25 protein-coding genes are annotated in these 22,730 nt (G+C 69.4%); 11 read left to right on the top strand and 14 right to left on the bottom strand.

Annotation, left to right across the window (positions count from 1 at the left end; all coding sequences use genetic code 11):
- Positions 1-49 precede the first annotated feature (49 nt).
- Positions 50-853, top strand: coding sequence for an SAM-dependent methyltransferase (locus ACH413_RS38230; protein ID WP_360043901.1), 804 nt, complete (start codon positions 50-52; stop codon positions 851-853).
- On the opposite strand, the gene ACH413_RS38235 is transcribed toward ACH413_RS38230, so the two are convergent.
- Positions 850-2,463 (bottom strand): ricin-type beta-trefoil lectin domain protein, encoded by a 1,614-nt coding sequence (locus tag ACH413_RS38235; RefSeq protein WP_360043898.1) that lies wholly within the window; start codon positions 2,461-2,463, stop codon positions 850-852. The genes ACH413_RS38230 and ACH413_RS38235 overlap by 4 nt on opposite strands.
- 162 nt (positions 2,464-2,625) lie before the next feature.
- On the opposite strand from ACH413_RS38235, the gene ACH413_RS38240 reads away from it, so the two are divergent.
- The 7 genes from ACH413_RS38240 to ACH413_RS38270 all read left to right on the top strand — a co-directional run bounded on the left by ACH413_RS38240 (position 2,626) and on the right by ACH413_RS38270 (position 10,848).
- Positions 2,626-3,132 carry a SigE family RNA polymerase sigma factor gene (locus ACH413_RS38240; RefSeq protein ID WP_360043895.1) on the top strand — a complete coding sequence of 169 codons (507 nt, stop codon included), beginning with the start codon at positions 2,626-2,628 and terminating at the stop codon, positions 3,130-3,132.
- Positions 3,129-4,055, top strand: a complete 927-nt coding sequence (locus ACH413_RS38245) for an LCP family protein (RefSeq protein ID WP_360043892.1) — start codon at positions 3,129-3,131, stop codon at positions 4,053-4,055. Before ACH413_RS38240 ends, ACH413_RS38245 begins: the two co-directional genes overlap by 4 nt.
- An 86-nt stretch (positions 4,056-4,141) precedes the next feature.
- Entirely contained in the window at positions 4,142-6,901 is a 2,760-nt protein-coding gene (locus ACH413_RS38250) for an AAA family ATPase (protein ID WP_360043889.1), read from the top strand.
- Between the two features lie 143 nt (positions 6,902-7,044).
- Positions 7,045-7,965 carry a hypothetical protein gene (locus ACH413_RS38255; protein ID WP_360043886.1) on the top strand — a complete coding sequence of 307 codons (921 nt, stop codon included), beginning with the start codon at positions 7,045-7,047 and terminating at the stop codon, positions 7,963-7,965.
- A 78-nt stretch (positions 7,966-8,043) separates the two neighbouring features.
- The gene (locus tag ACH413_RS38260; protein WP_360043883.1) at positions 8,044-8,562 is read left to right on the top strand and encodes a TetR family transcriptional regulator; all 519 of its coding nucleotides are present in this window, start codon (positions 8,044-8,046) and stop codon (positions 8,560-8,562) included.
- A 9-nt stretch (positions 8,563-8,571) separates the two neighbouring features.
- The gene (locus ACH413_RS38265; protein WP_360043880.1) at positions 8,572-9,666 is read left to right on the top strand and encodes a nucleotide disphospho-sugar-binding domain-containing protein; all 1,095 of its coding nucleotides are present in this window, start codon (positions 8,572-8,574) and stop codon (positions 9,664-9,666) included.
- Positions 9,667-9,702: 36 nt separating this feature from the next.
- Entirely contained in the window at positions 9,703-10,848 is a 1,146-nt protein-coding gene (locus ACH413_RS38270) for a glycosyltransferase (RefSeq protein WP_360043878.1), read from the top strand.
- 18 nt (positions 10,849-10,866) lie between these two features.
- On the opposite strand, the gene ACH413_RS38275 is transcribed toward ACH413_RS38270, so the two are convergent.
- The 6 genes from ACH413_RS38275 to ACH413_RS38300 all read right to left on the bottom strand — a co-directional run bounded on the left by ACH413_RS38275 (position 10,867) and on the right by ACH413_RS38300 (position 14,821).
- A complete protein-coding gene (locus ACH413_RS38275) occupies positions 10,867-11,250 on the bottom strand; it encodes an STAS domain-containing protein (protein ID WP_360043875.1) in 384 nt (127 codons plus the stop codon).
- 103 nt (positions 11,251-11,353) lie between these two features.
- Positions 11,354-11,722: a response regulator transcription factor gene (locus ACH413_RS38280; protein ID WP_360043872.1), complete on the bottom strand. Its 369-nt coding sequence runs from the start codon at positions 11,720-11,722 to the stop codon at positions 11,354-11,356.
- Positions 11,719-12,744 (bottom strand): PAS domain-containing sensor histidine kinase, encoded by a 1,026-nt coding sequence (locus ACH413_RS38285; RefSeq protein ID WP_360043869.1) that lies wholly within the window; start codon positions 12,742-12,744, stop codon positions 11,719-11,721. Before ACH413_RS38285 ends, ACH413_RS38280 begins: the two co-directional genes overlap by 4 nt.
- Positions 12,745-12,760: 16 nt before the next feature.
- Positions 12,761-13,123 carry an ATP-binding protein gene (locus tag ACH413_RS38290; RefSeq protein WP_360043866.1) on the bottom strand — a complete coding sequence of 121 codons (363 nt, stop codon included), beginning with the start codon at positions 13,121-13,123 and terminating at the stop codon, positions 12,761-12,763.
- A gap of 76 nt (positions 13,124-13,199) precedes the next feature.
- Positions 13,200-13,820: a response regulator transcription factor gene (locus tag ACH413_RS38295; RefSeq protein WP_360043863.1), complete on the bottom strand. Its 621-nt coding sequence runs from the start codon at positions 13,818-13,820 to the stop codon at positions 13,200-13,202.
- 5 nt (positions 13,821-13,825) lie between these two features.
- Complete coding sequence (locus tag ACH413_RS38300) at positions 13,826-14,821, bottom strand: FAD-dependent oxidoreductase (protein ID WP_360043861.1); 996 nt, start codon at positions 14,819-14,821, stop codon at positions 13,826-13,828.
- Between the two features lie 70 nt (positions 14,822-14,891).
- On the opposite strand from ACH413_RS38300, the gene ACH413_RS38305 reads away from it, so the two are divergent.
- Positions 14,892-15,761: a LysR substrate-binding domain-containing protein gene (locus ACH413_RS38305; protein ID WP_360043858.1), complete on the top strand. Its 870-nt coding sequence runs from the start codon at positions 14,892-14,894 to the stop codon at positions 15,759-15,761.
- 209 nt (positions 15,762-15,970) lie between these two features.
- Positions 15,971-17,152 (top strand): elongation factor Tu, encoded by a 1,182-nt coding sequence (tuf, locus tag ACH413_RS38310; RefSeq protein ID WP_360043855.1) that lies wholly within the window; start codon positions 15,971-15,973, stop codon positions 17,150-17,152.
- A gap of 74 nt (positions 17,153-17,226) precedes the next feature.
- On the opposite strand, the gene ACH413_RS38315 is transcribed toward tuf, so the two are convergent.
- Genes ACH413_RS38315 through ACH413_RS38345 form a run of 7 tightly spaced genes read right to left on the bottom strand, consistent with a single transcriptional unit; the run spans position 17,227 to position 22,406 of the window.
- Entirely contained in the window at positions 17,227-17,610 is a 384-nt protein-coding gene (locus ACH413_RS38315) for a hypothetical protein (protein ID WP_360043852.1), read from the bottom strand.
- Between the two features lie 36 nt (positions 17,611-17,646).
- Positions 17,647-18,597: a TIGR03557 family F420-dependent LLM class oxidoreductase gene (locus ACH413_RS38320; RefSeq protein ID WP_360043849.1), complete on the bottom strand. Its 951-nt coding sequence runs from the start codon at positions 18,595-18,597 to the stop codon at positions 17,647-17,649.
- Positions 18,594-20,351 (bottom strand): thiamine pyrophosphate-requiring protein, encoded by a 1,758-nt coding sequence (locus ACH413_RS38325; RefSeq protein ID WP_360043846.1) that lies wholly within the window; start codon positions 20,349-20,351, stop codon positions 18,594-18,596. Before ACH413_RS38325 ends, ACH413_RS38320 begins: the two co-directional genes overlap by 4 nt.
- Positions 20,348-21,070: a metallophosphoesterase gene (locus ACH413_RS38330; RefSeq protein WP_360043843.1), complete on the bottom strand. Its 723-nt coding sequence runs from the start codon at positions 21,068-21,070 to the stop codon at positions 20,348-20,350. Before ACH413_RS38330 ends, ACH413_RS38325 begins: the two co-directional genes overlap by 4 nt.
- Complete coding sequence (locus tag ACH413_RS38335; protein WP_093592439.1) at positions 21,067-21,315, bottom strand: BON domain-containing protein; 249 nt, start codon at positions 21,313-21,315, stop codon at positions 21,067-21,069. The genes ACH413_RS38330 and ACH413_RS38335 overlap by 4 nt, the downstream gene beginning before the upstream one ends.
- Positions 21,278-21,868 carry a nucleotidyltransferase family protein gene (locus tag ACH413_RS38340; RefSeq protein ID WP_360043840.1) on the bottom strand — a complete coding sequence of 197 codons (591 nt, stop codon included), beginning with the start codon at positions 21,866-21,868 and terminating at the stop codon, positions 21,278-21,280. The genes ACH413_RS38335 and ACH413_RS38340 overlap by 38 nt, the downstream gene beginning before the upstream one ends.
- A 37-nt stretch (positions 21,869-21,905) precedes the next feature.
- Positions 21,906-22,406, bottom strand: a complete 501-nt coding sequence (locus ACH413_RS38345) for a GNAT family N-acetyltransferase (protein ID WP_360043838.1) — start codon at positions 22,404-22,406, stop codon at positions 21,906-21,908.
- 85 nt (positions 22,407-22,491) lie between these two features.
- Here ACH413_RS38345 and ACH413_RS38350 point away from each other — a divergent pair, with 85 nt between their 5' ends.
- Positions 22,492-22,716 carry a zinc-ribbon domain-containing protein gene (locus ACH413_RS38350; protein WP_360043835.1) on the top strand — a complete coding sequence of 75 codons (225 nt, stop codon included), beginning with the start codon at positions 22,492-22,494 and terminating at the stop codon, positions 22,714-22,716.
- Positions 22,717-22,730 lie beyond the last annotated feature (14 nt).

Genomic DNA, 22,730 nt, shown 5'->3' on the forward strand with positions numbered 1-22,730 from the left:
CCGATCCGGGACGCCACACGCGTGCATGCATTCGAGTAAGTTCTTCGGCATGGCCGAGCCTTTCTCCTGGGTGCCCGCGGGAATCAACACGGATGTGCCCAGCGCGGCACGGGTCTACGACTTCCTGTTGGGAGGCGGGCACAACTTCGCATCGGACCGCGCAGTCGGCGACAAGGTGCTGCAGGTCCTGCGCGACGGCCGTGCCATCGCCTCGTCGAACCGCTCCTTCATGCGCCGTGCCGTCCTGCTGATGATGCAGCAGGGCATCACGCAGTTCCTCGACCTCGGCTCAGGCATCCCCACGGTCGGCAACGTCCACGAGATCGTGCAACAGGAAAACCCGGACGCACGAGTCGTGTACGTGGACTACGACGAGGTGGCGGTCTCGCACAGCCAGCTCATCCTGGAGGGCAACGACAACGCGGGCGTCGTGCAGGCGGACATGTGCCGCCCGGACGACGTCCTCGCCGACCCGGTCGTGAAGAACCTGATCGACTTCTCCCGGCCGGTCGGCCTGCTCATGGTCGCCGTGCTGCACTTCGTCTCCGACGAGAAGGGCCCGGCCGAGGTCGTCGCCCGCTACCGCGACGCCATGCCGTCCGGCAGCCTGATCGCCCTGTCGCACCTCACGGCCGACTTCAAGCCGCAGGAGATGGGCGCCGTCGTCGACGCCATGAAGCACAGCCGCGACCCGATGTACTTCCGCTCGCACGACCAGTTCGAGCCGATGTTCGCCGGCATGGAACTCCTCCAGCCGGGCGTCGTCTCGGCGCCTCAGTGGCACCCGGAACTCGGCCCGGCCGGAGAAGGCGGCCCTGCGGACGTTTACGTCGGCATCGGCCGCAAGGCCTAGCGGAACTTCCAGGCCTGGGCCGCGGAACCGTTGCAGCTCCAGATGTTCAGGCGCGTGCCGGGAGTGGTGGACGCGTTGGGGTTGTCCAGGCACAGCCCCGACTGCGGGTTCTGCACGGACCCGTCCGACCGCACGCGCCACTGCTGCGCGCCCGTGCCGTTGCACTGCCACAGCTGGACGATCGTGCCGTTGGTGGTGCCGCCGTTGTCGATGTCGAGGCACTTGCCGGAGATGGCGATCGTGCCGTCCGCGACGACGCGCCACTTCTGCGCGTAGGAGTTGTTGCAGCCCCAGATCTGGACGGGGTTGCCGTTCTCGGTGCCGCCGGCGTTGTTGTCCAGGCACAGCGCGGAGTTCGCCGACAGCTCGACGGAACCCGTGCCGGACGGGTGGCGTTCGGCCGGGAGTGACGGCGTGTTCAGGTGGTAGAAGTCGACGGCCAGGTAGTTCGGGGTCTTGCGGGCCGCGGGTTCGCAGAAGCGCTGAGCTCGGTTGACGAACTTCGAGTTGTCGGTGGACACCGTGCCCTGCATCGGGACGTCGCGGAAGTGGTTCATCACGAACAGCGGGCGGAAGCCGGCCTCCGTCGCGGTGAGCGGCTTCTCGCCCCAGCGGGAGTAGCAGGACCAGTCGGAGGCGCCGGCTCCGGAGCCCATCGACCAGTAGTTCTCGACGGTCCAGTCACGCTGGTAGAGCACGCCGGAGTTCTCGCGGCCGTCGCGGCCGTGGTCGGTGAAGATGAGCAAACGCTTGCCGGAGGCCCTCATCTGCGACAACGTCGGCCAGCCGTTCTCCCGGACACCCTCGGCGCGGTACAGGACGTCGTTCAGGCCGTTCACGCGCGCGAGTTCGGAGCGCAGGACGTCGGCCGAGACGTAGTCCTCCAGGAAGACCGTGACGATCTCGGTGGGGCGTGACTTCAGGAAGTCGACGATGCGCTGGATGTCGACGTTCAGGGCCACGGGCTTGCTGACGGCCGTGCAGCTGTTGTGGCAGAGGATGGCGCCGTCGGGGGTTTGGTGGATGTCGAGCATGAAGCCGCGCACGCCGTCGTTGAGTTGCTGCACGATGCCGCGCGACTGGTTCGGAGCGATGTTGGCGAACATGAAGCCGCCGTCGACGCCGTTCGCGTAGGCGTTGTGCGCGGTCAGGAACGTCATCTCGTCCAGGCGCGGGTCGGCGGGGGTCTGGACGCGGACGGGGTTGACCGGCGTGAGGAACCACGTGTCGTTGCCGGTGCCGACGCGGATCTGGTCGGTGCCGGACGCGATCAGGTAGCGGTCGGCGCCGGGGTCCTTGAAGCGGTATCTGTCCTGGTCGTCGAGGAGCCCGGTCCACTGGGCCTCGGCGCTCGAGCAGCTGACCATCTGGGCGGCGTCGCCGTTGCGGCCGAGGCACTGGCCGCCCTCGGACAGCGTGCTGCCGTTCCAGGAGAACTGCTGGCGGTCCTCGTTGCCCTTGGGGCGGTGCTGGAGGACCGACGAGCCGGACACGGCGGCGTTCTGGCCGGTCACGGCGCTTTGCAGGTAGTAGTTGCCGTTGGGGGCCGCGACCGCGTCGACGGGGACGAGGAGCAGCGACAACAGCGCGAGTGCAGGGATGATGCGCATGGGGTGAAGGGTCGTCCATGGACGTGAACATGAAAAGGATTCACACGGAAATCCGTCCAAACCGAGACATCTGTGGGCTGGACCACACAAGTCGATGCAGCGGATCGAGCGGCGAGAGGGGTTTCCCGATCCGCAAGCGACCACAGAGGAGAAGGGGGCGGCGTGGGGTTCGACCAGTTCGTCGCTGATCGGCTGGATCGGCTGTTGGGCTATGCCACCGCGATCACGTGCGACAAACACCTGGCGCAGGACATCGTGCAGAACGTGCTCATGCGCGCGCAGGGCAAGTGGGAACGCATCGGGGCGATGGACGCGCCCTACCTCTACGTGAAGCGCATGGTGACCAACGACTACCTGTCGTGGCGGCACCGCAAGGCTGCGCGAGAGATCGCCATGGAACGCAGTGAGCTCGCCGGGCACGTGCCGTCGACGGCCGATCCGGCCGACGCGCACGCCGAACGCGATGCCATGCGCGCACGGATCGCCATCCTGCCGCGCAAGCAACGCGCTGCGTTGGTGCTGCGGTTCTACGAGGACTGCAGTGACGCGGAGATCGCACAGGTGCTCGGGTGCGCGGAATCGACCGTACGCAGCCAACTCTCTCGTGCGCTGCAGACGTTGCGCACTCACGAACTCGCCCGGTCCGCCACCTTGGGGGTGCACTCATGAACGACCTGATCCGCCAGGCCATCGCCGCTGAGGCCGAGGAGCGCGTGGACTCCCGGACTGTGCTGGCCAACCTGCACAAGGCCAAGAAGCGCAAGCCGCTCGGCCTGATCGTCGGTGTCGCGACGCTGACCGCCGCCGCTGCGGCCACCGCCGTGATCATCCCGACCACGCTCCAGAAGTCCGACGCCTCCCCTGCCGCGCAGCAACCGGCGGCGGCGCAGAACGTGCTGCTCATCGGCCTGGACGACGTCGACCACACCGACGCGCTGATGCTCGCGCGGTTCAGGGCGGACGGCGCGGGGGTCATGATCGTCTCGCTGCCGAGGGACGTCCTCGTGGACGGCGAGAAGCTCAACAGCCTGTACCGGAAGGACCCGAAGCAGCTGGCCGCGGCCGTCGAGAAGACGACCGGCGTGAAGGTCGACCACTACGCCGCCGTGAAGATGGCGGGCTTCGTCCGGATCTCGCAGCTCATCGGCGGGGTCGAGGTGTGTCTGAAGGCGGCGGTGACCGACCCGATCACCAAGGTGGGCTTCCCCGCCGGGCGGCAGGCGCTCACGGGAGACCACGCGCTCGCGTTCCTGCGCCAGCGCCATGGCCTGCCGAACGGTGACCTGGACCGGGTCAGGCGACAGCAGATGTTCCTCGTCGGGCTGGCCTCGCAGATCACCAAGGACAACGCACTCGAACTCGCCCGCGGGGTCGACGGGATGATCATCGTGGACGACGGCTGGGACGTGCTGGAGTTCGCGCAGCGGTTCACCGGCCCGCCGGCGATCAGCGTGTCCACGCTGCCGGTGGAGTCGGAGGTCCAGCGGGAGACGGGCTCCGGTTACGAGATCGACCCCGCCAAGTCGAGGGAGTTCGTCGGCAAGGCGCTCGACGGCGGCGACACCTCCGGCGGGGACGACTGCGTGAACTGACGATCACTCGGATGGAGCATCAAGTCGCCCTTCTGCGCAGCCGATGACCTGCATGTAGCGCGCGAAACGGCCGCTACGATCAATTCGTGCGTGAACCACTTGAACGTGACTCCGAGATCGCGCACATTCGTGAAGCTCTGGACGCAGCCACCCGTGGTGAGGGTCGCGTCGTCGTCATCGAGGGCCGTGCGGGCATCGGCAAGACCAGGCTCGTGCACGAGTGCCGTGAGCTGGCCAAGGAGCGCGGGTTCGGGCGGCTGCAGGCCGTCGGCGACGGCCTGGAGAGCGCCATGGCGTGGGGCGTCGTCCGGCAGATGGTCGAGCGGTCGGTGTCGCGGTACTCCGGCGAACTGCGCGAGAAGATCCTCGCCGGGCCGTCAGGGGCAGCGCTGAAGGCCCTGGACGACGCCGCGCTGGACCCCAGTCAGGCCGAGCTCGCACGCACGCTGCACTCGTTGTGGTGGGTCGCGGTGGACCTCTCGTCCACCCGCCCGCTGCTGATCACGGTGGACGACGCGCACTGGGCGGACCACTCGTCGCTGCAGTTCCTCGTCTACCTCTCCCGCCGGATCGCGGACCTGCCGATCGCGCTGGTCGTCGCGACCCGGCCGCCGATGGACAACTTCGGGCCGCTCGCGCAGCTCAGCGTGTCCGCCGACCGGTTGCTGCCGCGCCCGCTCACCACGGACGCGCTCAGCGCGCTGGTCGGCGGGCACCCCGAGGTGATCACCGCGCTGCACGCGGCCAGTGGCGGAAACCCGTTCCTGTCCGGCGTCCTGGTCGACGAACTCGCGGCGCTCGGCCTGCCGCTGGACGACGCCGCGACGGCCGAGAAGGTCGGCACGCTCGGGCCGAGCACCGTCTTCCGCGCCACGCTGGGAAGGCTGCCCGCGCACGCGGTGGCGCTCGCGGGCGCGGTCGCCGTGCTCGGCACGCACGCCGATCCGTGGCAGGCGGCGGAACTGGCGGAGGTCGGCGACCTCCCGGCCGCGGTCGAGGCGTTGACGGCGGCGAACGTGCTGATCACCGGCGAGCACCTGGAGTTCGTGCATCCCGTTGTGCGAGAAGCGGTGCTGACCGGTCTCGGGCCGATCGCGCGCGCTTCGTTGCACGCGCGCGCTGCGAAGTCGTTGCAGGAGTCGCACGCCCCGGCCGACCGGGTGGCCGCGCATCTCGTGCACGCTCCCAAAGGGACACTGCCGAACGCCGCCGAGGTGCTCAGGAAAGCCGCGGCGACGTTGCTCTCGGCCGGAGATCCCCGCACCGCCGCAGGACATCTGGCGCGAGCGGTGGACGAGAAGCCCGGCGACGCGGGACTGCGCGCGGAACTCGGGCGCGCCTTGCTGCGGGTCGGCGACGCCGTGAACGCGCACCGGCACCTGAAGGCCGCGGCGCAAGGACTTCCGGACGCGGAACTGGTGGCAGCGGCGGCCTCGGCGACGGCGGCGCTGGAAGGCCCGGCGGCGGCCATCGCGGAACTGACCGAGGCCATCGCAGCTCGCCCGGACGGCGAGTCACGGCTGCACCTCGAAGCACGGCTCGCGGTGTTCCGCTCGTTCCTCCCAGACCAGCGTCAAATAGCGTCCGCGCACCTCAGCGGCTACGCGGGCCTCGCGGGCGGCACCCCGGACGAACGCACGTTGCTCGGCCTCCTCGCGCAGATGGGCCGCTACGAGGTGTGGCCGCACGACGAGGTCGCCACGACCGCGACGCGCGCGCTCGCGAACGGTGCGTACCTGGACGACGCGACGGGCAGCACGGACGCCATGGTCGCGTGGCTGGTGGCGTTGCTCGCACTGATGGCCGCCGACGACGTGGACACCGCACGGCACGAGATCGAGCGAGCCAGGTTGAAGGTCCGGGCGCACGGCTCGCCGATCGAGTTCGCGATGGTGGCGAACGCGTCGCTGTTCCTGAACTGGCGCTGCGGCAACATGCAGGTCGTCGAGGCGGAAGCCGAGGGCGCGCTGGCCGCCGTCGCGCACGAGGACCCGGTGTCCGAGGTGATCAGCCTGCGCGCGACCTCGACGCACTTCGCGGTCTACTCGGCACTCGAACGGGGCGACGTCGCGGCCGCCAACGCGTTCATCACGGCGTTCGACAGCAAGCACGCCGATGCCCGGCTGACCATGCCGATGATCTGGCTGCACGAAGTGCGCGCGTTGATCGCACTGGCCGAGGGCGACGCACGGCGTGCGATGTCCCAGGCCTACCGGCAGCGCGACGCGATGCACGAGGTGCACGTGGATCCGCCGACGATCCCGTGGCGTGCGGTGGCTACCCGCGCCGCGCTGCTCCTCAACCAGCAAGAACTGGCGCTGGAACTGGCCACCGAACAGCTCGACGTGGCCCGCAAGTGGGGTGCGGCGACCGAGGTGGGCGCGGCACTGCGGCTGCTCTCGAACGCCGATGCGGACGCACGGCTGGAGCTGCTGACCGAGTCCGTGACCGTGCTGGAGGCGTCGCCTTCCCGCCTGGAGCTCGCCCGATCGCTGGTCGACCTGGGCGAAGCGCTCCGGGTCGCTCGACGCCGGACGGACGCGCGCGAGCCGTTGCACAGGGCGATCGAACTGGCCGGGACCTGCGGCTCGGCAACGCTGCAGACGCGGGCGGTCGAGGCGTTGGAGGCACTCGGCGACCGGCCGCGCCGTCAGATCACCCTGGGCGCGGAAGCGTTGACGGCGTCCGAACGGCGCGTGGCCGACCTGGCGGCGGCAGGCCGGGCGAACAGGGAGATCGCGCAGGAGCTGTTCGTGACGCCCAAGACCGTCGAGAACCACCTCGGCCGGATCTACACGAAGCTCGGAATCGCAGGTCGCAGGGACCTCGCTCGCGTGCTCGCCTAAGACAGAGCGACGTGGGGGTGTGCCTGATACACCCATCTTTTCCGCAGGAGGGTTGAGGGATCTCCCCTCATGCCTTTGGGGGTTCGCCTCGGCGAATCTTGTGTCACCGCAGGGGAACACAGGAACTCAAAGGGGAAAACGAAATGATCCGCAACGCTCTGATCGCCGCCGCCGCTCTCACCGCCGTCGTCGCTCCCGCCACCGCGGTCGCGGACCCGATCATCGGCACGCCGCCGCCGTGCGTCGGCGCCTCCGACCTGGCCGGCAGCGAGTTCAACGTCAAGAAGTGCGGCGTCAGCGATGTGGACCAGTTCCGCGCCGGCCTGGAGAACAACGGCAACGCGTACTGCGGCCCGACCTCCCTCTACAACGTCCTGCACTACTGGGGCCACGAGAAGGACGCCCCCGTCGGCTGGCTGACCACCAAGGTCGGCAATCTCAACCCGAAGGACCCCGCCGACTACAGCGTCATCACGAACTCGATCGGACGCATCGGCGTCGACGCGAAGTACAACGGCGGCACCAACCTCACCAACCTGCGCAAGGCGTGGGACATCGCCACCAAGCCCGCCCGTGACGCCGGGTGGACCACCTCCGCGGGCGCCGTGAGCACCCACGAGAACCCGGACTTCGCCGGTGAGCTCGCGAAGAAGCTCAACGAGGGCCCGCTGCAGCTCGTCTACGGCCGCTACAAGGCCGGCCCCACCGCCGGTTCGTTGCAGCGCAGCGGCGGCCACATCGTCACGGTCGTGTCCGCGACCGGCTCGTTCAACGGCAGCACGATCCAGCTGAAGCTGGCCGACCCGGGCCGCGCGCAGGACAGCGGTGAGGGCAACTACCTCTACACGCAGTCCGCGTACGAGTCGCTCGACGTCACCCTGACCAAGCGGTCCATCAAGGAGTACGTGCCGGTCAAGGACGACGAGAACACCCGCGAGGACGAGTCGCTGGAGCCGGGCACCTACCGCACCGTGACGCGCTGGGAGCTCACCGGCCAGCGCTACGTCAGCGACACCACCCGTCAGATGGTCGAGGCCTTCAACTGGTTCGACATGGCCAAGTAGCTCTCGGAGTTCCGGTAGCGCCCGGTTTCGGGGCCGCATCCCTTCAGGGGTGCGGCCCTTCGCCATAGCCTGGGTTCCATGCCCAGCCGCGATCGGGAACGCACCCGCCGCCGGTTGCTGGACGCCGCGTTCGTCGAGTTCGCCGCCTACGGGATCGCCGGGGCGCGGATGGAACGCATCGCCCGCATCGCGCGGTGTTCCGCGGGACTCGCCTACACCTACTACGGCGGCAAGGACGAGCTGTTCGACGCCGTGCAGTCCGAGGTGGTGAGCGCGGCCGCCGTGGAGTTCGACGCGCGTGACCTGCCCGGATACGCCGCTCGCCTGTACGACCTGCAGCACCGGCACCCGGAGTTCGCCCGGCTCGCGACCTGGCAGCGACTGGAACGGCGCGGCCGTGTCAGCCGGGTCGCCGAGGTCGAGGCGATCCGTTGCGCGCAAGAGGCCGGACTGGTGTCGTCGCGGTTCAGCGCCGAGCACCTGTTGCAGCTGGTGCTGGCGATCGCGTCGACGTGGTCGACCACCGCGGGATGCGCCGATCACGGGGAGCGGCGGCGGACCGTCGAGGACGCCGTGCGCCGGCTGGTGGAGACGTAGCCTGGATCCATGCGTGTTCTCGTCGTCGCCGCTCCCCTCCTGGGTCACGTCTTCCCGTTGATGCCGCTGGCCCTGGCGTTGCGCGACGCGGGACACGAGGTCGTGGTCGCCACGGGTGGTGAGGCGCTGCGGGTGCGCGACTCCGGCCTGCACGTCGAGGACGTGGTCCCCGCGAACGTCCGCTTCGGACCGATCGCACTGCGCATCATGCTGACGCATCCGTTGGTGGCCAAGAGGGAGCTGCGCGGCAGCGGCCGGCTCGACTTCGTGTCACGGCTGTTCGGCACCGTCGGCGACGCGATGACAGCGCCGTTGCAGGCCTTTGCCCGGACGTGGAAGCCGGACGTCGTGGTGCACGAGCCGCTCGCCGCCGCCGGGTCCGCGCTGGGCGTGCCCTCGATCGTGCACGACGTGTCGTTGTTCGACGGACTGGAGCTGACGGCCGCGGTCGGTGCGCGGATGAAGGCCGGAGTGCGTTCTCCCGCAACGGTTCTGCGCACGGCACCGCCGTCGCTCGCGGAGTTCCCCGGTGGCGAACGGATGCGGTTCGTCCCGTACAGCGGTGACGGTGAGGTGCCGCAGTGGCTCGCCGAACCCTCCGGCAAGCCGCGCATCCTCGTCAGCCGGAGCACCGCGCCCGGTCCTGGCGCGGGCCGGATGATGGCGGCCGTGGTCAAGGTGGCCGAGCAGGTGGACGCCGAGTTCGTGCTGGTGCGGCCGGAACGCACCGAGGGGCTGCCCGGCAACGTCCGGACGGTCGGGTGGGTGCCGATTCCGCGCGTGCTGCCGTTCTGCGACGGGATCGTGCACCACGGCGGCGCGGGGACGTTGCTCGGCGCGCTCGCGGCCGGGGTGCCGCAGCTCGTCGAGCCGGGGCCCGGCGACCGGACCGTGCACGCGACCGCGATCACCGGGCGTGGAGCGGGGCTGCGGGCCGAGCCGCGGGAGGTCACGCCGGAGCTGCTCACCCGGCTCGTCGAGGACTCGAAGCTGCAGCGAGCGGCGGGTGAGGTGCGCGCGGAGATCGCCGCGATGACCTCACCCTCCGACCTGGCTCGGCAGTGGGAAAGTATCCGGCATCGGGGTCAAGATTCGCGGGATTGACTCCCGGAGGAAAAGAAGAGCACCTAATCTGGCCGGGTGCGCATTCTCTTCTCGAGCCTCGGCTCACACGGACACGTTTATCCGATACTCCCGCTCGCGATCGCCGCGCGAGCGCAAGGACATGACGTTCTCTACGCCGTCGACTCGGGATTCCACGCGACCGTGGAAAAGCTGGGGCTGACGGTGGTCGACGCGGGCATCAGCATCTGGGACGCGTTCCGCCAGGCCAACGAGCTGCACGGCACGGGCGAGTTCCGGCGCGACATGCTGCGCCAGACGGCCGTCGACGCGTTCGGGTCGTTGCTGCCCAGGGCCTTCGTGAACGATCTGGAGCCGGTGCTCGAACGGGACAAGCCCGACCTGGTCGTCTTCGAGCTCATCAACCCGGGCGCCGGCCTCGCCGCCATGCGCGCCGGGATTCCGACGGTGTGCCACGGTTTCGGCAAGATGGACGAGAACCTCGTTCCGGAGGCAATGAGCGACCTCCTTTTGGAGTACGTCGCCGAACTCGGCATCACGTTGCCCGATGGGCATCATTACGGACTCGGATCGACTTATCTGGACGTCTTCCCGCCGTCTTTGCAGGACCTCGACCACCTCTCGGACGTGGATCGAATTCCGATGCGTCCGGTTCCCTTCGCCGAGCCGGGCGAATTGCCCGATTGGGTCGTGGCGCACGAAAGGCCGCTCGTCTACCTGACGTTCGGCACCGCGTTCTCGAACCCGGACGTGCTGAAGACCGCGATCGCCGGGGTGGCGGGGGTGGACGCCGAGGTGCTGGTCGCGACCGGGCCGCAGGTCGACCCGTCCGTGCTGACCGACGTGCCGGCCAACGTGCACGTGCTGCCGTGGGTGCCTCAGGCGGATCTGCTCGCGCACGCAGATCTCGTCGTGCACCACGGCGGCGCCGGCACCACGGTCGCCGCGATGACGAACGGGCTGCCGCAGCTGATCCTGCCGCAGGGGGCCGACCAGTTCCGCAACGCCGAGATCGTCGAGGACACCCGCCTGGGCGGCCGCCTCGTCGGCGAGGACTTCACGGCGGACGCCGTGCAGGAGACCGCACAGAAGTTGTTGAAGGACAACGAAGTTCGGGCAGCGAACGCCGTCATCGCCGCAGAGATCGCCGCCATGCCGCACCCCGACGACGTGGTGCCGAAGCTGGTCGAACTGGCCGGCTGACGATCTGCGAACCGGTGCCTACTCGCTGGGCACCGGTTTCAACGCCGACAACGCGTCCTCGACGGAGTCGTGCAGCGCGAGGACGTCCGCGACGCCCGTGACCTGCAACGGTCGTCTCACGGCCCGCTGCGGCGCGACGACGTGCAGCTTCTTGCCCAGCTCGTCGGCGAGCTCGTGGGCCGTGATCAACGTCGAGATGCCGGTCGAGCCGAAGAAGCTGACCTGCGTGAAATCGGCGATCAGCGCGGGCCCGGCGGTCACGAAGGCGCGCCGCACCGCGTCCAGCACCTCGTCGGCCGTGTCGACGTCGATCTCACCTTCCACGGCGATGACCACGATCCCTGCGACAGTCGCGGCACGGACCGTGAGCAGCGGCGATTCCTTGAACTCTTCTTCGTTCACCAGCACTCCCCGGTGGCCGAAGGCGCACGAGACTCGGACTCCGAGCACGCTGCTGAACCCGGCTACCGCCCCGACGTTACGGCCGTTGCTTCCCCATCACAACCTATCGTCCTCCCAACCGCCGGACGGCGGCGACCAGTTCGGTGTTGCGCACACCCTTGGCCAAGTAGTCCGTGACGCCCGCACGGCGCATCTCATCGACAGCGCCCACGTCGGTGTAGGCGGAGAACGCCAGGATCCGCGTGCCAGGCGCACGCTGCAGGATCTCGGACGCCGCGTGCGAGCCACCGCCGAACGGCATCCGCACGTCGAGCACGACGACCGCCGGCGCGTGCCGTTCGGCCAGTTCGACGGCCTCGCGGGCGTCGGCGGCGACCGCCACCACCTCCAGGTCCGGCTCGTCGTCGAGCACGTCGCGCAGGACGTCCCTGATCAGGGGATCGTCGTCGGCGATCAGCACGCGGACGATCACGGCCGCACGTCCGGCAGCCAGAACTCGACGACGGTGCCCCCGCTCTCGCGTGCCGTCACGGTGCACCAGCCTCCGGCCGCCACCGCCCGCTCCCGCATCTCGATCAGGCCGAAGTGGCTCGTGTTCAGGTCGAGGCCCGCGATCCCGACGCCATCGTCCGCAACCCGGACCAGGAATCCCCGGTCCACAGTGGACAGATCGAGGACGGTCGACGACGCACGCGCGTGCTTGCGGACGTTGGTCAACGCCTCCTGGCAGATGCGGAAGATCGTGATGGCCGCGTCGTCACCCGGCTCGCGGTCGAGCCCGTACCGGATCTCCCCCGCCATGGAGGTGTCGGCGAGGTACGCGGCCAGCGAGTCGCGCAGCCCCTGGCGCTCGATACCGGGCGGGCGAACGCGGAACACCAGGTTGCGCAGCCTGCTGATGGTGGCGCGGACCGCCCCGTCGAGTTGCCCGACCATCTCGCGGTGCTCCGCCGGCAGCTTGCGGGCCAGCAGTTGCAGCCGCATGTCGACGGCGACCATGGCCTGGATGGTGTCGTCGTGGACGTCCCACGCGATGCGCTGCCGTTCCTGCTCCTGCGCCTCCACGAGGTGGGTGAGCAACCGGCGCCGGTCGGTGAGCTGCTGCTCGGAGCGCCGCCGTTCGGTCATGTCGCGGGTGACCTTGCCGAACCCGCGCAGCTCACCGGCGTCGTCGTGGAGCGCCGTGATGATCACGTTCGCCCAGAAGCGGGTGCCGTCCTTGCGCACCCGCCAGCCCTCGTCCTCGATCGCGCCGTCGGCCTTCGCGACCCGCAGCTCCCACTCCGGCTTGCCGGAGCTGACGTCCTCCGGCGGGTAGAACGCCGAGAAGTGCCGTCCGATGATCTCCTCGGCGGTGTAGCCCTTGATGCGCTCGGCGCCGGCGTTCCAGCTCACGATGTGCCCGCCGGGGTCGAGCGCGAAGATCGCGTAGTCGCGGACCCCCTGCACGAGCAGGCGGAACAGATCGCTGTCGCGCCAGGCGTCCGGTTGCACGGCCTCATCCTGGGGCCTACGCCGTCAGCTCACACCAGACGACCTTCTGACCTGCCCGTTCGGTGACGCCCCAGCTCTCGCCGAGTGTCGCGACGAGTTGCAGGCCCCAGCCGCCGGCTCGCGGTCCAAGGCCGGCAGCGTCGTCCGCGACCTCGACCAGCACCTGGTCCTCGCCGGCGAACAGGCGCACGACGGGGTGGCCGCTGCCGTGGCGGACGGCGTTGGTGGCGAGTTCGTTGACGACGAGCACGACGTCCTCGTGGTTGCCGCGATAGCCGCAGACGAGCGCGGTGCGGCGGGCGAAGTCCCTGGCCAGTGCCACGCCGCCGCGCCGGTCGTTCTCCGGGAGGGAGAAGACGGCTTCGGTGAGCGGACTCATGGCCACTCCACCACGGTGCACCAACGGCGCTGATCTCGGCAGACGCAGGTGGATCAGGCGCTCTGGTGCAGGTGCATCAGTCGAGCAGGCCCTCGCGGCGGGCGATCGACACCGCTTCGAGCTTCGACCGCGCGCCGAGCTTGTCGAGCACGCGCTGCACGTGGTTGCGCGCGGTGTTGCGGGCGACGCCGAGCCTGGTCGAGATCTGGTCGGTGCCCGCACCGTCCGCGAGCAGCAACAACGTCTCCTGCTCGCGTGCGGTGAGCGTGGCACCGGCGGCCTTGACCCGGCCGGTCAGCCGGTCGAGCACCCCCGCGAGCAGCCGCGAGTCGAACACGACCTCGCCCGCCGCGACCCTGCGGACGGCCTCGACCAGGTCCTCCAGCCGTGCCGACTTGAGGATCAGCCCCGCCCCACCGGCCTCGGCGACGCGGGCGGCGACCGACGCCGTCGCCTCGCCGGTCAGCACCAGCACCTTGGCGCCGGCCCCGACGAGGTCCGGGATCAGCGCGGTGCCGTCGCCGTCGGGCAGCCGGCGGTCGAGGAGGACGACGTCGGGCCTCCTGCGGACGGTTTCCGCGAGGGCCGTGGCGACGCTGGACGCACGGGCGATCACGGTGAACCCGGCCCGTTCCAGCGCCTGTCCGATCGCCTCGGCCACCATGTCGTGGTCCTCCACGAGAACCACACTGGTCATACCGGTCAGCCTACGGCGTAACGGAAATTCCGCGACCGTCCGACCACGAACGGTCGCAGCTGGTCGAACACCTCTTCGTGCTGCTTCTCGACGCCGAGTTCGGGCGAGATGAGCTTGACGAGGTGGGTGGCTTCGGTCCTGAGGGCTCCCCCGAGCGGCAGTACGCCGAGGAAGATCTCGGCACTGGAACGCGCGGCGGCCTCCCTGGCGTTGTTCAGTGCCTCCAACGGCAGGTCGCTCAGCAGGACGTTGTCGCCCTGATAGGTGTGCGGCGGCAGCGGTTTGCCGGCTGCCTGCGCGAACGGCTTCGCGCTGAACTCCTCCTTCAGCGTGGGGGCGACGCGCAGGTGGCCGACGTCGAACGGTTTCGTGCTCGCGAAGGTGACGCGCACGACGTCGCCGAGGGTGGTGAGCGCGGGGGTGACGTGGTCCGGCAGGTCCCAGCCGTGGAACGCCTCGAACACCTCGGGCGCGTGCCGTGCCTCGAAGAACATCTCGCCCGCGTGGACCTGGTCGATCGGCAGTAGCTCGAACTCCAGGGCGGTGACGACGTCGCCGACCTTCCCGGTCCTGCGGACGCGGTCGCTCGCGAAGCCGAACTCCCTGGCCAGCACGCTGAATCCGCCGCCGAGGGTGTAGCCGACGACACCGACGTCGCTCGCGTCGCCACTGAGCGGGGCGAGACCGTGCGGCGCGGCCTTCTCGATCACCTGCTGCCACACCGCGCCGGCTTCGGCCCTGGCGGTGCGGGTCCCGACGTCGATCTCGACGTCGTTCATGCGCCTGGTGGAGATCAGGACGCCGGTCGTGGCCGTGGTCAGGCCGTGACCGGTGGTCTGGATCGCGTACTCGAGGCCGTGGGTCTCGGCGTGGCCGACGGCTTCCTCGACGTCCTGCTCGTTCTCCACGGCGAAGATCACCTGTGGTTCGTGGCGAAGCCCGGTCTGGAAGCCGCTGCGTTCCTCGTCGTAGCCGGTGTCTCCGGGATGGAAGATCTGCATGTCTTCAGCTTCGTTGACCTGGTGCTATAAGTCCAAGATCTAGTTGTGCTGGTGTCTATAATCGTTGGTTATGGAGCTTCGGCAGCTGGAGTACTTCGTCGCGGTCGCGGAGTCGGGCTCGTTCACGCGGGCCGCGGAACGGGTGCACGTCGCGCAGCCCGGCGTCAGCGCGCAGATCCGGCGGCTGGAGCGGGAGCTCGGGCACGACCTGCTGGACCGGTCGGGGCGCTCCGTCACGCTGACCGACGTCGGTGCGGCCGTGCTGCCGTTGGCACGGGCGGCGCTGGGCTCGGTGGAGGCGGCGCGGCGGACCGTGGAGGAGATGGCCGGGCTGGTGCGCGGTGCCGTGCGCGTCGGGATGGTCGTGTCCTGCGGGATCATGGACCTGCCCGAACTGCTCTCGGCGTTCCACTCGTCGTTCCCCGCTGTCGAGATCACGTTGTCGGAGGCCAACTCCGACGCGCTGATCGCGTCCCTTGTGGACGGTCAGCTGGACTTCGCCCTCGTCGGGTACGCGGGGCCGGAGCCGGAGGGGCTGTCGGTCCAGGTGCTGGCCGACGAACCGCTCGTCGCCGCGGTCTCGACCTCGGATCCCTGGTACGGCAGGGAGTCCGTGCCGATGGACGAGTTGCTGGAACGCGGGCTGATCAGCCTGCCGCCGGGCACGGGGTTGCGCGGCGCGCTGGACGCGGCGTGCGGCTCACGACGGCCGCGGATCGCGTTCGAGGCCTCCGCACCGCCGATGGTGATCACGCTGGCGCAGCGCGGGCTCGGTCCGGCGATCCTGGCGGAGTCGATGGTGGGTGACCTTCACGCCGTGCGGATCACCAATCCCGTGCCGCACAGCCGGCTCGCCTTCGCCTGGCGCGCGGAGAGTCCGCACAGCCCGGCCGCGCGGGCGTTGATCGGGGTCGCGAAAAACCAGGTGACAACGAATTAGCCCGCCTGTCACGATCAACGCATGTTCCTGACGGCTGAGCACAACACGCACGCAGGTGTTCCTGCGGACGCGCTCGCCGTTGTCCTGGCACAGCTGGCCGGCGCCCGACTCTGACCCTTCTCCAGTCCATCCTTCAGGACCACTGGAGGAGGGTTGTAGCGGTCCATCGGTTCTGAACCTCCAGCTGTGACTCCCGAGGACATAGGGCAATGAAGCAAGAGTTCGTGCGCGCCAAGCCGCACCTCAACATCGGCACCATGGGGCACGTTGACCACGGCAAGACCACGCTGACCGCGGCCATCACCAAGGTTCTGTCCGAAAAGGACCCTTCGGGCACGACCTTCACGGCGTTCGACCGGATCGACCGGGCGCCGGAGGAGCTGGCCCGCGGCATCACGATCAACATCGCGCACGTCGAGTACGAGACGCCGACGCGTCACTACGCGCACGTCGACATGCCCGGCCACGCCGACTACGTGAAGAACATGATCACGGGGGCGGCGCAGCTGGACGGCGCGATCCTCGTGGTGTCCGCGGAGGACGGCACGATGCCGCAGACGCGCGAGCACGTGGTGCTGGCGCACCGCGTGGGCGTGCCGTACGTGGTGGTGGCGTTGAACAAGGCCGACGCGGTGAGCGACCCGGAGCTGCTCGACCTGGTGGAGCTGGAGATCCGCGACCTGCTCTCCCAGTACGGCTTTGACGGCGACGCCACCCCGGTCGTGCGGGTGTCGGGCCTGCGCGCGTTGCAGGGCGACCCGGAGTGGGTGCAGTCGGTGGTGTCGTTGCTCGACGCCGTGGACTCGCACGTGCCGGTGCCGGAGCGCGACATCTCCGGTCCGTTCCTGATGCCGATCGAGAACGTCCTGACCATCACCGGTCGCGGCACCGTCGTGACCGGCGCGGTGGAGCGGGGCGTGCTCGGCCTCGGCGACCAGGTCGAGGTGCTCGGTCTCGGCGACGCCGTGTCGTCCGTGGCCACCGGCATCGAGACGTTCGGCAAGCCCATGCAGCAGGCCCAGGCGGGAGACAACGCCGCGATCCTGCTGCGCGGGGTGAAGCGCGGCGACGTCCGGCGCGGCCAGGTCCTGGCCCTGCCGGGCAGCGTCGCGCCGCACACCCGGTTCCGCGCGACCGTGTACCTGCTCTCGCACGCCGAGGGCGGCAGGCACACGGGCATCGCGTCGAACTACCGCCCGCAGTTCCACTTCCGCACCGGCGACGTCGTCGGCGTGGTGGAGCTCGACAGGACGCTGGCCCTGCCAGGTGACACCGTCGAGGTCACGGTGGAGCTGGGCAAGGCGGTGGCGATGGACACCGGGCTGGGCTTCGCGATTCGCGAGGGCGGCAAGACCGTGGGTGCCGGCACGGTCGGCGAGATCCTCGTATAAGGCGGCGGCGACGGCCCGAGAAGGTGGTCGCGCTGCCTTGGAGCGCGGCGGGACATCCTTGTCCCGCCGCGCTTTCACGTGTTGAGCAACGCACGGATGTGGGCGTGTTCGGGGACGGGGAGCGAACGGGCCAGGTAGAGCTCGTCGAGCGGCCGGACGAGTGCGCGCAACTCACGAGCCGGTTTGGCCGGCAATGCGCGCAGGACCGTCGCCAGCGCCGTACGTCGGGCGACGGGATCGTCCCACTCGCAACCAGGGCAGGGGCAGTCGTCGGGCTCGTAGCCGGTGATGGCACGGGCCGGTCCGTGCACGAACCGCGCCCAGCCGGTTAGGGCTTCGGCGGTCTGGCCAGGTCTCAGGTGCGTGCGCTCGATCACCGCGATCGCGCGCAGGGCGGCGGGAGACAACCGGGAGATCTGACTGGTCCGCTGCTCGCGGACGGGGCGCCTAGGCGGCATGGCCCTTTCGGTCGGTCATGCCGCCAGCCTAGCCGGTCACACGTCGAGCAGCGGCACGACTTCCTTCGCCCAGAACTCGAAGAACTCCTGCTGGTTCGGCCCGATCTGCTGCACGTAGACCTCGTCGAACCCGGCCTCGGCGAATTCCCTGACCTTCTCCGCGTACTTCTCGGGGTCCGGGCCGCACGGGATCGCCTTCGCGATCATCTCGGGCGTCACCAGCTGGGAAGCCTGCTCGAAGTGCCGCGGCGTCGGCAGCACCTGGGCCAGTTCGCCGGGCAGGCCGTCGTTGGGCCACAACCGGTGCGCGGTGGCGACCGCGTCCTCCTCGGACTCGGCGTAGCAGACCTTCATCCCGCTCTGCGCCGGTCCGCGCCCGCCCTCGACGCGGTACTCCTGCACCAGGTCACCGGCCGGGCCGACGCACACGTAGCCGTCGCCGCAGCGCGCCGCGAGCCGGACCGCCTTGGGGCCGAACGCGGAGACGTAGATCGGCACCGGCCGTTCGGGCACGGTGTAGAGGCGGGCGTTCTCGACGGTGTAGTGCTTGCCGTGGTGGGTGACCTCGTCGCCCTGGTGCAGCGTGCGGATGAGGCCGATCGCCTCCTCCAGCATCTCGAGCCGCACGTCGGCGGACGGCCAGCGGTCGCCCAGCACGTGTTCGTTCAGCGCCTCGCCGCTGCCGACGCCGAGCACGAACCTGCCCTCGGTCTGCACCGCCGCGGTGGCGGCGGCCTGCGCGATGACGGCCGGGTGGATGCGGACGATCGGGCAGGTCACGGCCGTGGTGATCGGCAGGGTGACGGCCTCGGACAACGCGCCGATCGTGCCCCAGACGAACGGCGACTGGCCCTGTTCGTCGTTCCACGGGTGGAAGTGGTCCGAGATCCACAACGACTCGAAGCCGTGCTCCTGCGCCATTCGAGCGTTCCGGACCAGCTCACGCGGTCCGTGTTCTTCCGAGGAAAGGAAATAGCCCGTGATCACGGCAGCAACTCCTGGATCTTGGTCTTGAGCCCGCGCGTCATCAGGTCCCACGCGTCGGGGTCGCCGCGCAGCACGGCCTCGGTCATGTCCTTGAGCTGTTCGAACGTCGCGTGCGGCGGGATCGGCGGCACGTTCGGGTCGCAGCGCACGTCGAGCACGGTCGAGCCGTCGAACGCCAGCGCCGTCTCCCACGCCGTGCTGAGCTGCGCCGGGTCGTTGACCTCGATGCCCTGCAGGCCGATCGACCGCGCGAAGGCGGCGTACGAGATGTCCGGAAGTGTCTGCGACTCCTCGAACTTCGGCGCGCCGCCCATCGCGCGCAGCTCCCACGTGACCTGGTTGAGGTCGTTGTTGTGGAACACGCAGACGACGCAACGGATGCCGTACCGCTTCAGCGTCAGCAACTCCGCCATGCCGTTCATCTGCATCGCGCCGTCGCCGACCAACGCGATCAACGGCCGGTTCGGCTGGGCGAAGGAGGCACCGATCGCGTACGGGACGGCGCAACCCATCGTGGCCAGCGTGCCGGACAGCGACGACCGCACGTTGCCCCGGATCTTGAGCAGCCGCGCGTACCAGTTCGTCGCCGAACCGGAGTCCGCGGTGACGACCGCGTTGTGCGGCAGGCGTTTCGAGAGCTCGGAGACGATCCGCATCGGGTTGACGGGATCGGCCGGCACCTGCGCCTGCCGTTCCACGACCTCCCACCAGCGCTCGACGTTCGCCTCGATCGTCTCCCGCCACGAGCGGTCGTCCTTGCGCTCCAGCAACGGGATCAGCGCGCGCAACGTCGCTCCCGCGTCGCCGACGAGGTTGACCTCGGTCGGGTAGCGCATGCCGATCACGCGGCCGTCGACGTCGATCTGCACGCCCCTGGCGGCACCGAACTTCGGCAGGAACTGGGAGTACGGGAAGTTCGATCCGATGATCAGCAACCGGTCGCAGTCGCGCATCATCTCGTACGACGGCCGGGTGCCGAGCAGCCCGATCGATCCGGTCACGTACGGCAGGTCGTCGGGCAGCACGTCCTTGCCCAGCAACGCCTTCGCGATGCCCGCACCCAGCACCTCGGCGGTCGCGCGCACCTCGTCGGACGCTCCGCGAGCACCTTGCCCGATCAGGATCGCGACCTTCTCGCCGCTGTTAAGCACGTCGGCAGCGCGTCGCACCTCGTCCTCGGCGGGCACGACGGTCGACGCGGGACGGGACGGCGGGCTCGACGGGATGTACTTGAACTCGTGCTTGGGCGCGGCGTAGTCCTGCTCCTGCACGTCGTTCGGGATGATCAGCACGGCGGGCGCGCGATCGGCGGCGGCCGTGCGCATCGCCCGGTCCAGCGCGTTGGGCAGTTGCTCGGGCACCGTCACGTCGACCAGGAACGAGGCGACGTCGCGGAACAACGAGTGCAGGTCGACTTCCTGCTGGTAGCTGCCGCCCTGCGCGGTGCGGGCGGTCTGGCCGACGATCGCGACGACCGGCACGTGGTCGAGCTTCGCGTCGTACAGGCCGTTGAGCAGGTGGATCGCGCCGGGTCCGGAAGTCGCGAGGCAGACACCCACGTCACCGCTGAACTTCGCGAAGCCCACGGCAGCGAACGCGGCCATCTCCTCGTGCCGGGTCTGGATGAACTTCGGATCGTTGTCCGCCTTGCCGAACGCGGCCACGATCCCGTTGATGCCGTCGCCGGGATAGGCGAACACCTGTTTGACACCCCAGTCGCGCAGGCGTTGGACGATGAAGTCCCCGACGGTCATGAAGAAGTCCCTTCCAGCACGTACACCGTGTAGGCGGAGCGGATGATCGGCTGCGCGACGTTGCGCACCCGCACGCCGCCCGGCGTCATGCCCTGCTCGGTGCCGAAGTGCGCATGGCCGTGCACGGCGAGATCCGTGCCGGTGGCGTCGATGGCCTCGCCGAGCAGGTACGAGCCGAGGAACGGGTAGATCTCCGGCGGTTCGCCGCGCAACGTGTCCGGCACCGGCGCGTAGTGCGTCAACGCGACCTTGATGTCGGTGTCCAGTTCGGACAGTGCGCCCTCCAGGTTCTCCGCGATCTCGCAGGTGTGCTGGATGAAGGCCTTCATCTCGCGCTCGCCGAACGCGCTGCCGCACTTGCCGGCGAACCCGCCGCCGAACCCCTTCACACCCGCGATGCCGATCGAGCAGCCGTTCGCCCGGTGGGTGAACGTCGTGCCCTCCAGCACGTGGATGCCCTTGTCCTGCAACGTCTTGGTGACTTCGAGCGGCTTGTCGTCGTGGTGGTCGTGGTTGCCCAGCACCGCGACGACGGGCACCGGCAGGTCCGCGAACTCGTCCGCGACGACGGCGGCCTCGACGACCGTGCCGTGCCGGGTCAGGTCACCGGCCAGCAGCAGGACGTCGGCGTGCTCGCCGACCTTCTCGAGCGCCGGCCTGAGATGCCCGCGCATGTCCTCGCCGAGGTGGATGTCCCCGACGGCGGCGACTCGGATCATCGCAGGTCCTCCTCACCCTCCGGTTCGCCCGCAGGTGTCACGCGCACGTCGTTGAAGATCGTCAGTTCGGGGGCGGCCTCGTGCAGGACCTCCTCCAGCGCCGCACGGCGGTCCGCGCACGCCACGTCTCCGGAGAGCATCACGTGATCACCGCGCACGGTGACGCGCACGCCGAGTTCGGCGGTGCGCGGGTCCTCGGCCACCGCCCTACGCAGATTTGCTGCCAGGTACTGCTCGGAACTCATGGTCTCTCCCGATGATGTCCAGGCGTTCGATGAGCATGAGGAACGCTTCGGCGTAAGGAGATTCCTCGGTCTCCTCGCGAACCTGCTCCCAGTCGATCTGCTCCCGCAGCGCGCGGGCGAACGGCAGCAGCTCGCTGAAGTCGCAGCGATGCCCGTCCAGCACGAGCAGCTTGCTGCTCAGCACGAACGTCGCCGGCATGACCGGCAGCATCACCGACCCGACCGGCATCTCCTCGGCCATCGCGAGGATCTCGTCGGTGACCAGGCGTTCGTTCGGCCGGAAGAGCAGGTCCACCAACGAATCACCGTCGTAGACCTTGAGCAGCCAGTCCTCCGGCGGCTCCGCGGCGCGCAGCCCGCGCTTCACCAGCACGCGCACGGCTTCCGCGGCGTCCTCCGGGCGCACGAGGAGATCGACGTCGTGTTCGCTCGCCGGCCCTCCGCGCGCGTATCCCGCGCAACCGCCTGTCAGCGCAAAGGGGATCTCCGCGCTGCGCAAGGCGTTGGCGACCTTGACCAACGTCCGCAGCAGTTCGTCCTGCAGTCCGCTCATGCACTCCCGGCTACCCCGCCGGGGCGCGGCGTGAACCTCAGTCCGTGGCGAGCCGTGCGTGCGTCTCGGTGTCGTAGCGAATGCCGTCGTAGAGCAGCCGGGCCCGTTCGACGCCTTCCACCGCGTAGCCGGCGCCCGTCGCGACGCGGCAGGAAGCGGGGTTGTCCAGGCGGTGCGCGATCTCCAGCCGGAACAGACCGAGTTCGGAGAAGGCGAACTCGCTGACCGCGCGGCACGCCCTGGTCGCCAGTCCCTTGCCCCGCGCCTCCTCCCGCATCCAGTAGGAGACCCACCCGGTCAGGTGACGGCGCTCGACGCTCGACACGGCGACGTTGCCCACCGGCACGCCCTCGTGCAGCACGGCGAACGAGTACGCGGTGTCGTCGGTCCGGCGGGAGGTGAGCAGCGCGATCCACTCCTCGGCGGCGGGCAACGAGTCGATCAGGGCGGTGAACTGACGGTCCATCATCGGTTCGCCGGACGCGGCCAGGATGATCGGCGCGTCTTCTGGGGTCCAGGGCCGCAGCAGGGTGTCCACCTGTCCACCTTCTGAATTCCGCGGGCCCACTGCAACTCAGAGGGGCTCTCACACGTCAAAAGGACATCCGGGACGAGGAGAGCAGATGGTCATTTTCGGCTGGCGCACGACGATCGAGCAGCTGCGCATGCTGTCGCTGGTGTGCGGGCACTGCCACCAGCAGTCGGCGCACAACCTGTTCCGGCGCTACACGAAGCCGACGATCTTCTTCATCCCGCTGTTCACCATCAGCAGCAGGTACGGGTTGCAGTGCACGTTCTGCGGAGTCTCCTACGACATCAGCAAGATGCACGCCCATCAGCTGGTCTGACAGGCGGCGCAGCC

Source organism: Lentzea sp. NPDC020367 (assembly GCF_044387305.1).
Classification (GTDB): Bacteria; Actinomycetota; Actinomycetes; order Mycobacteriales; family Pseudonocardiaceae; genus Lentzea.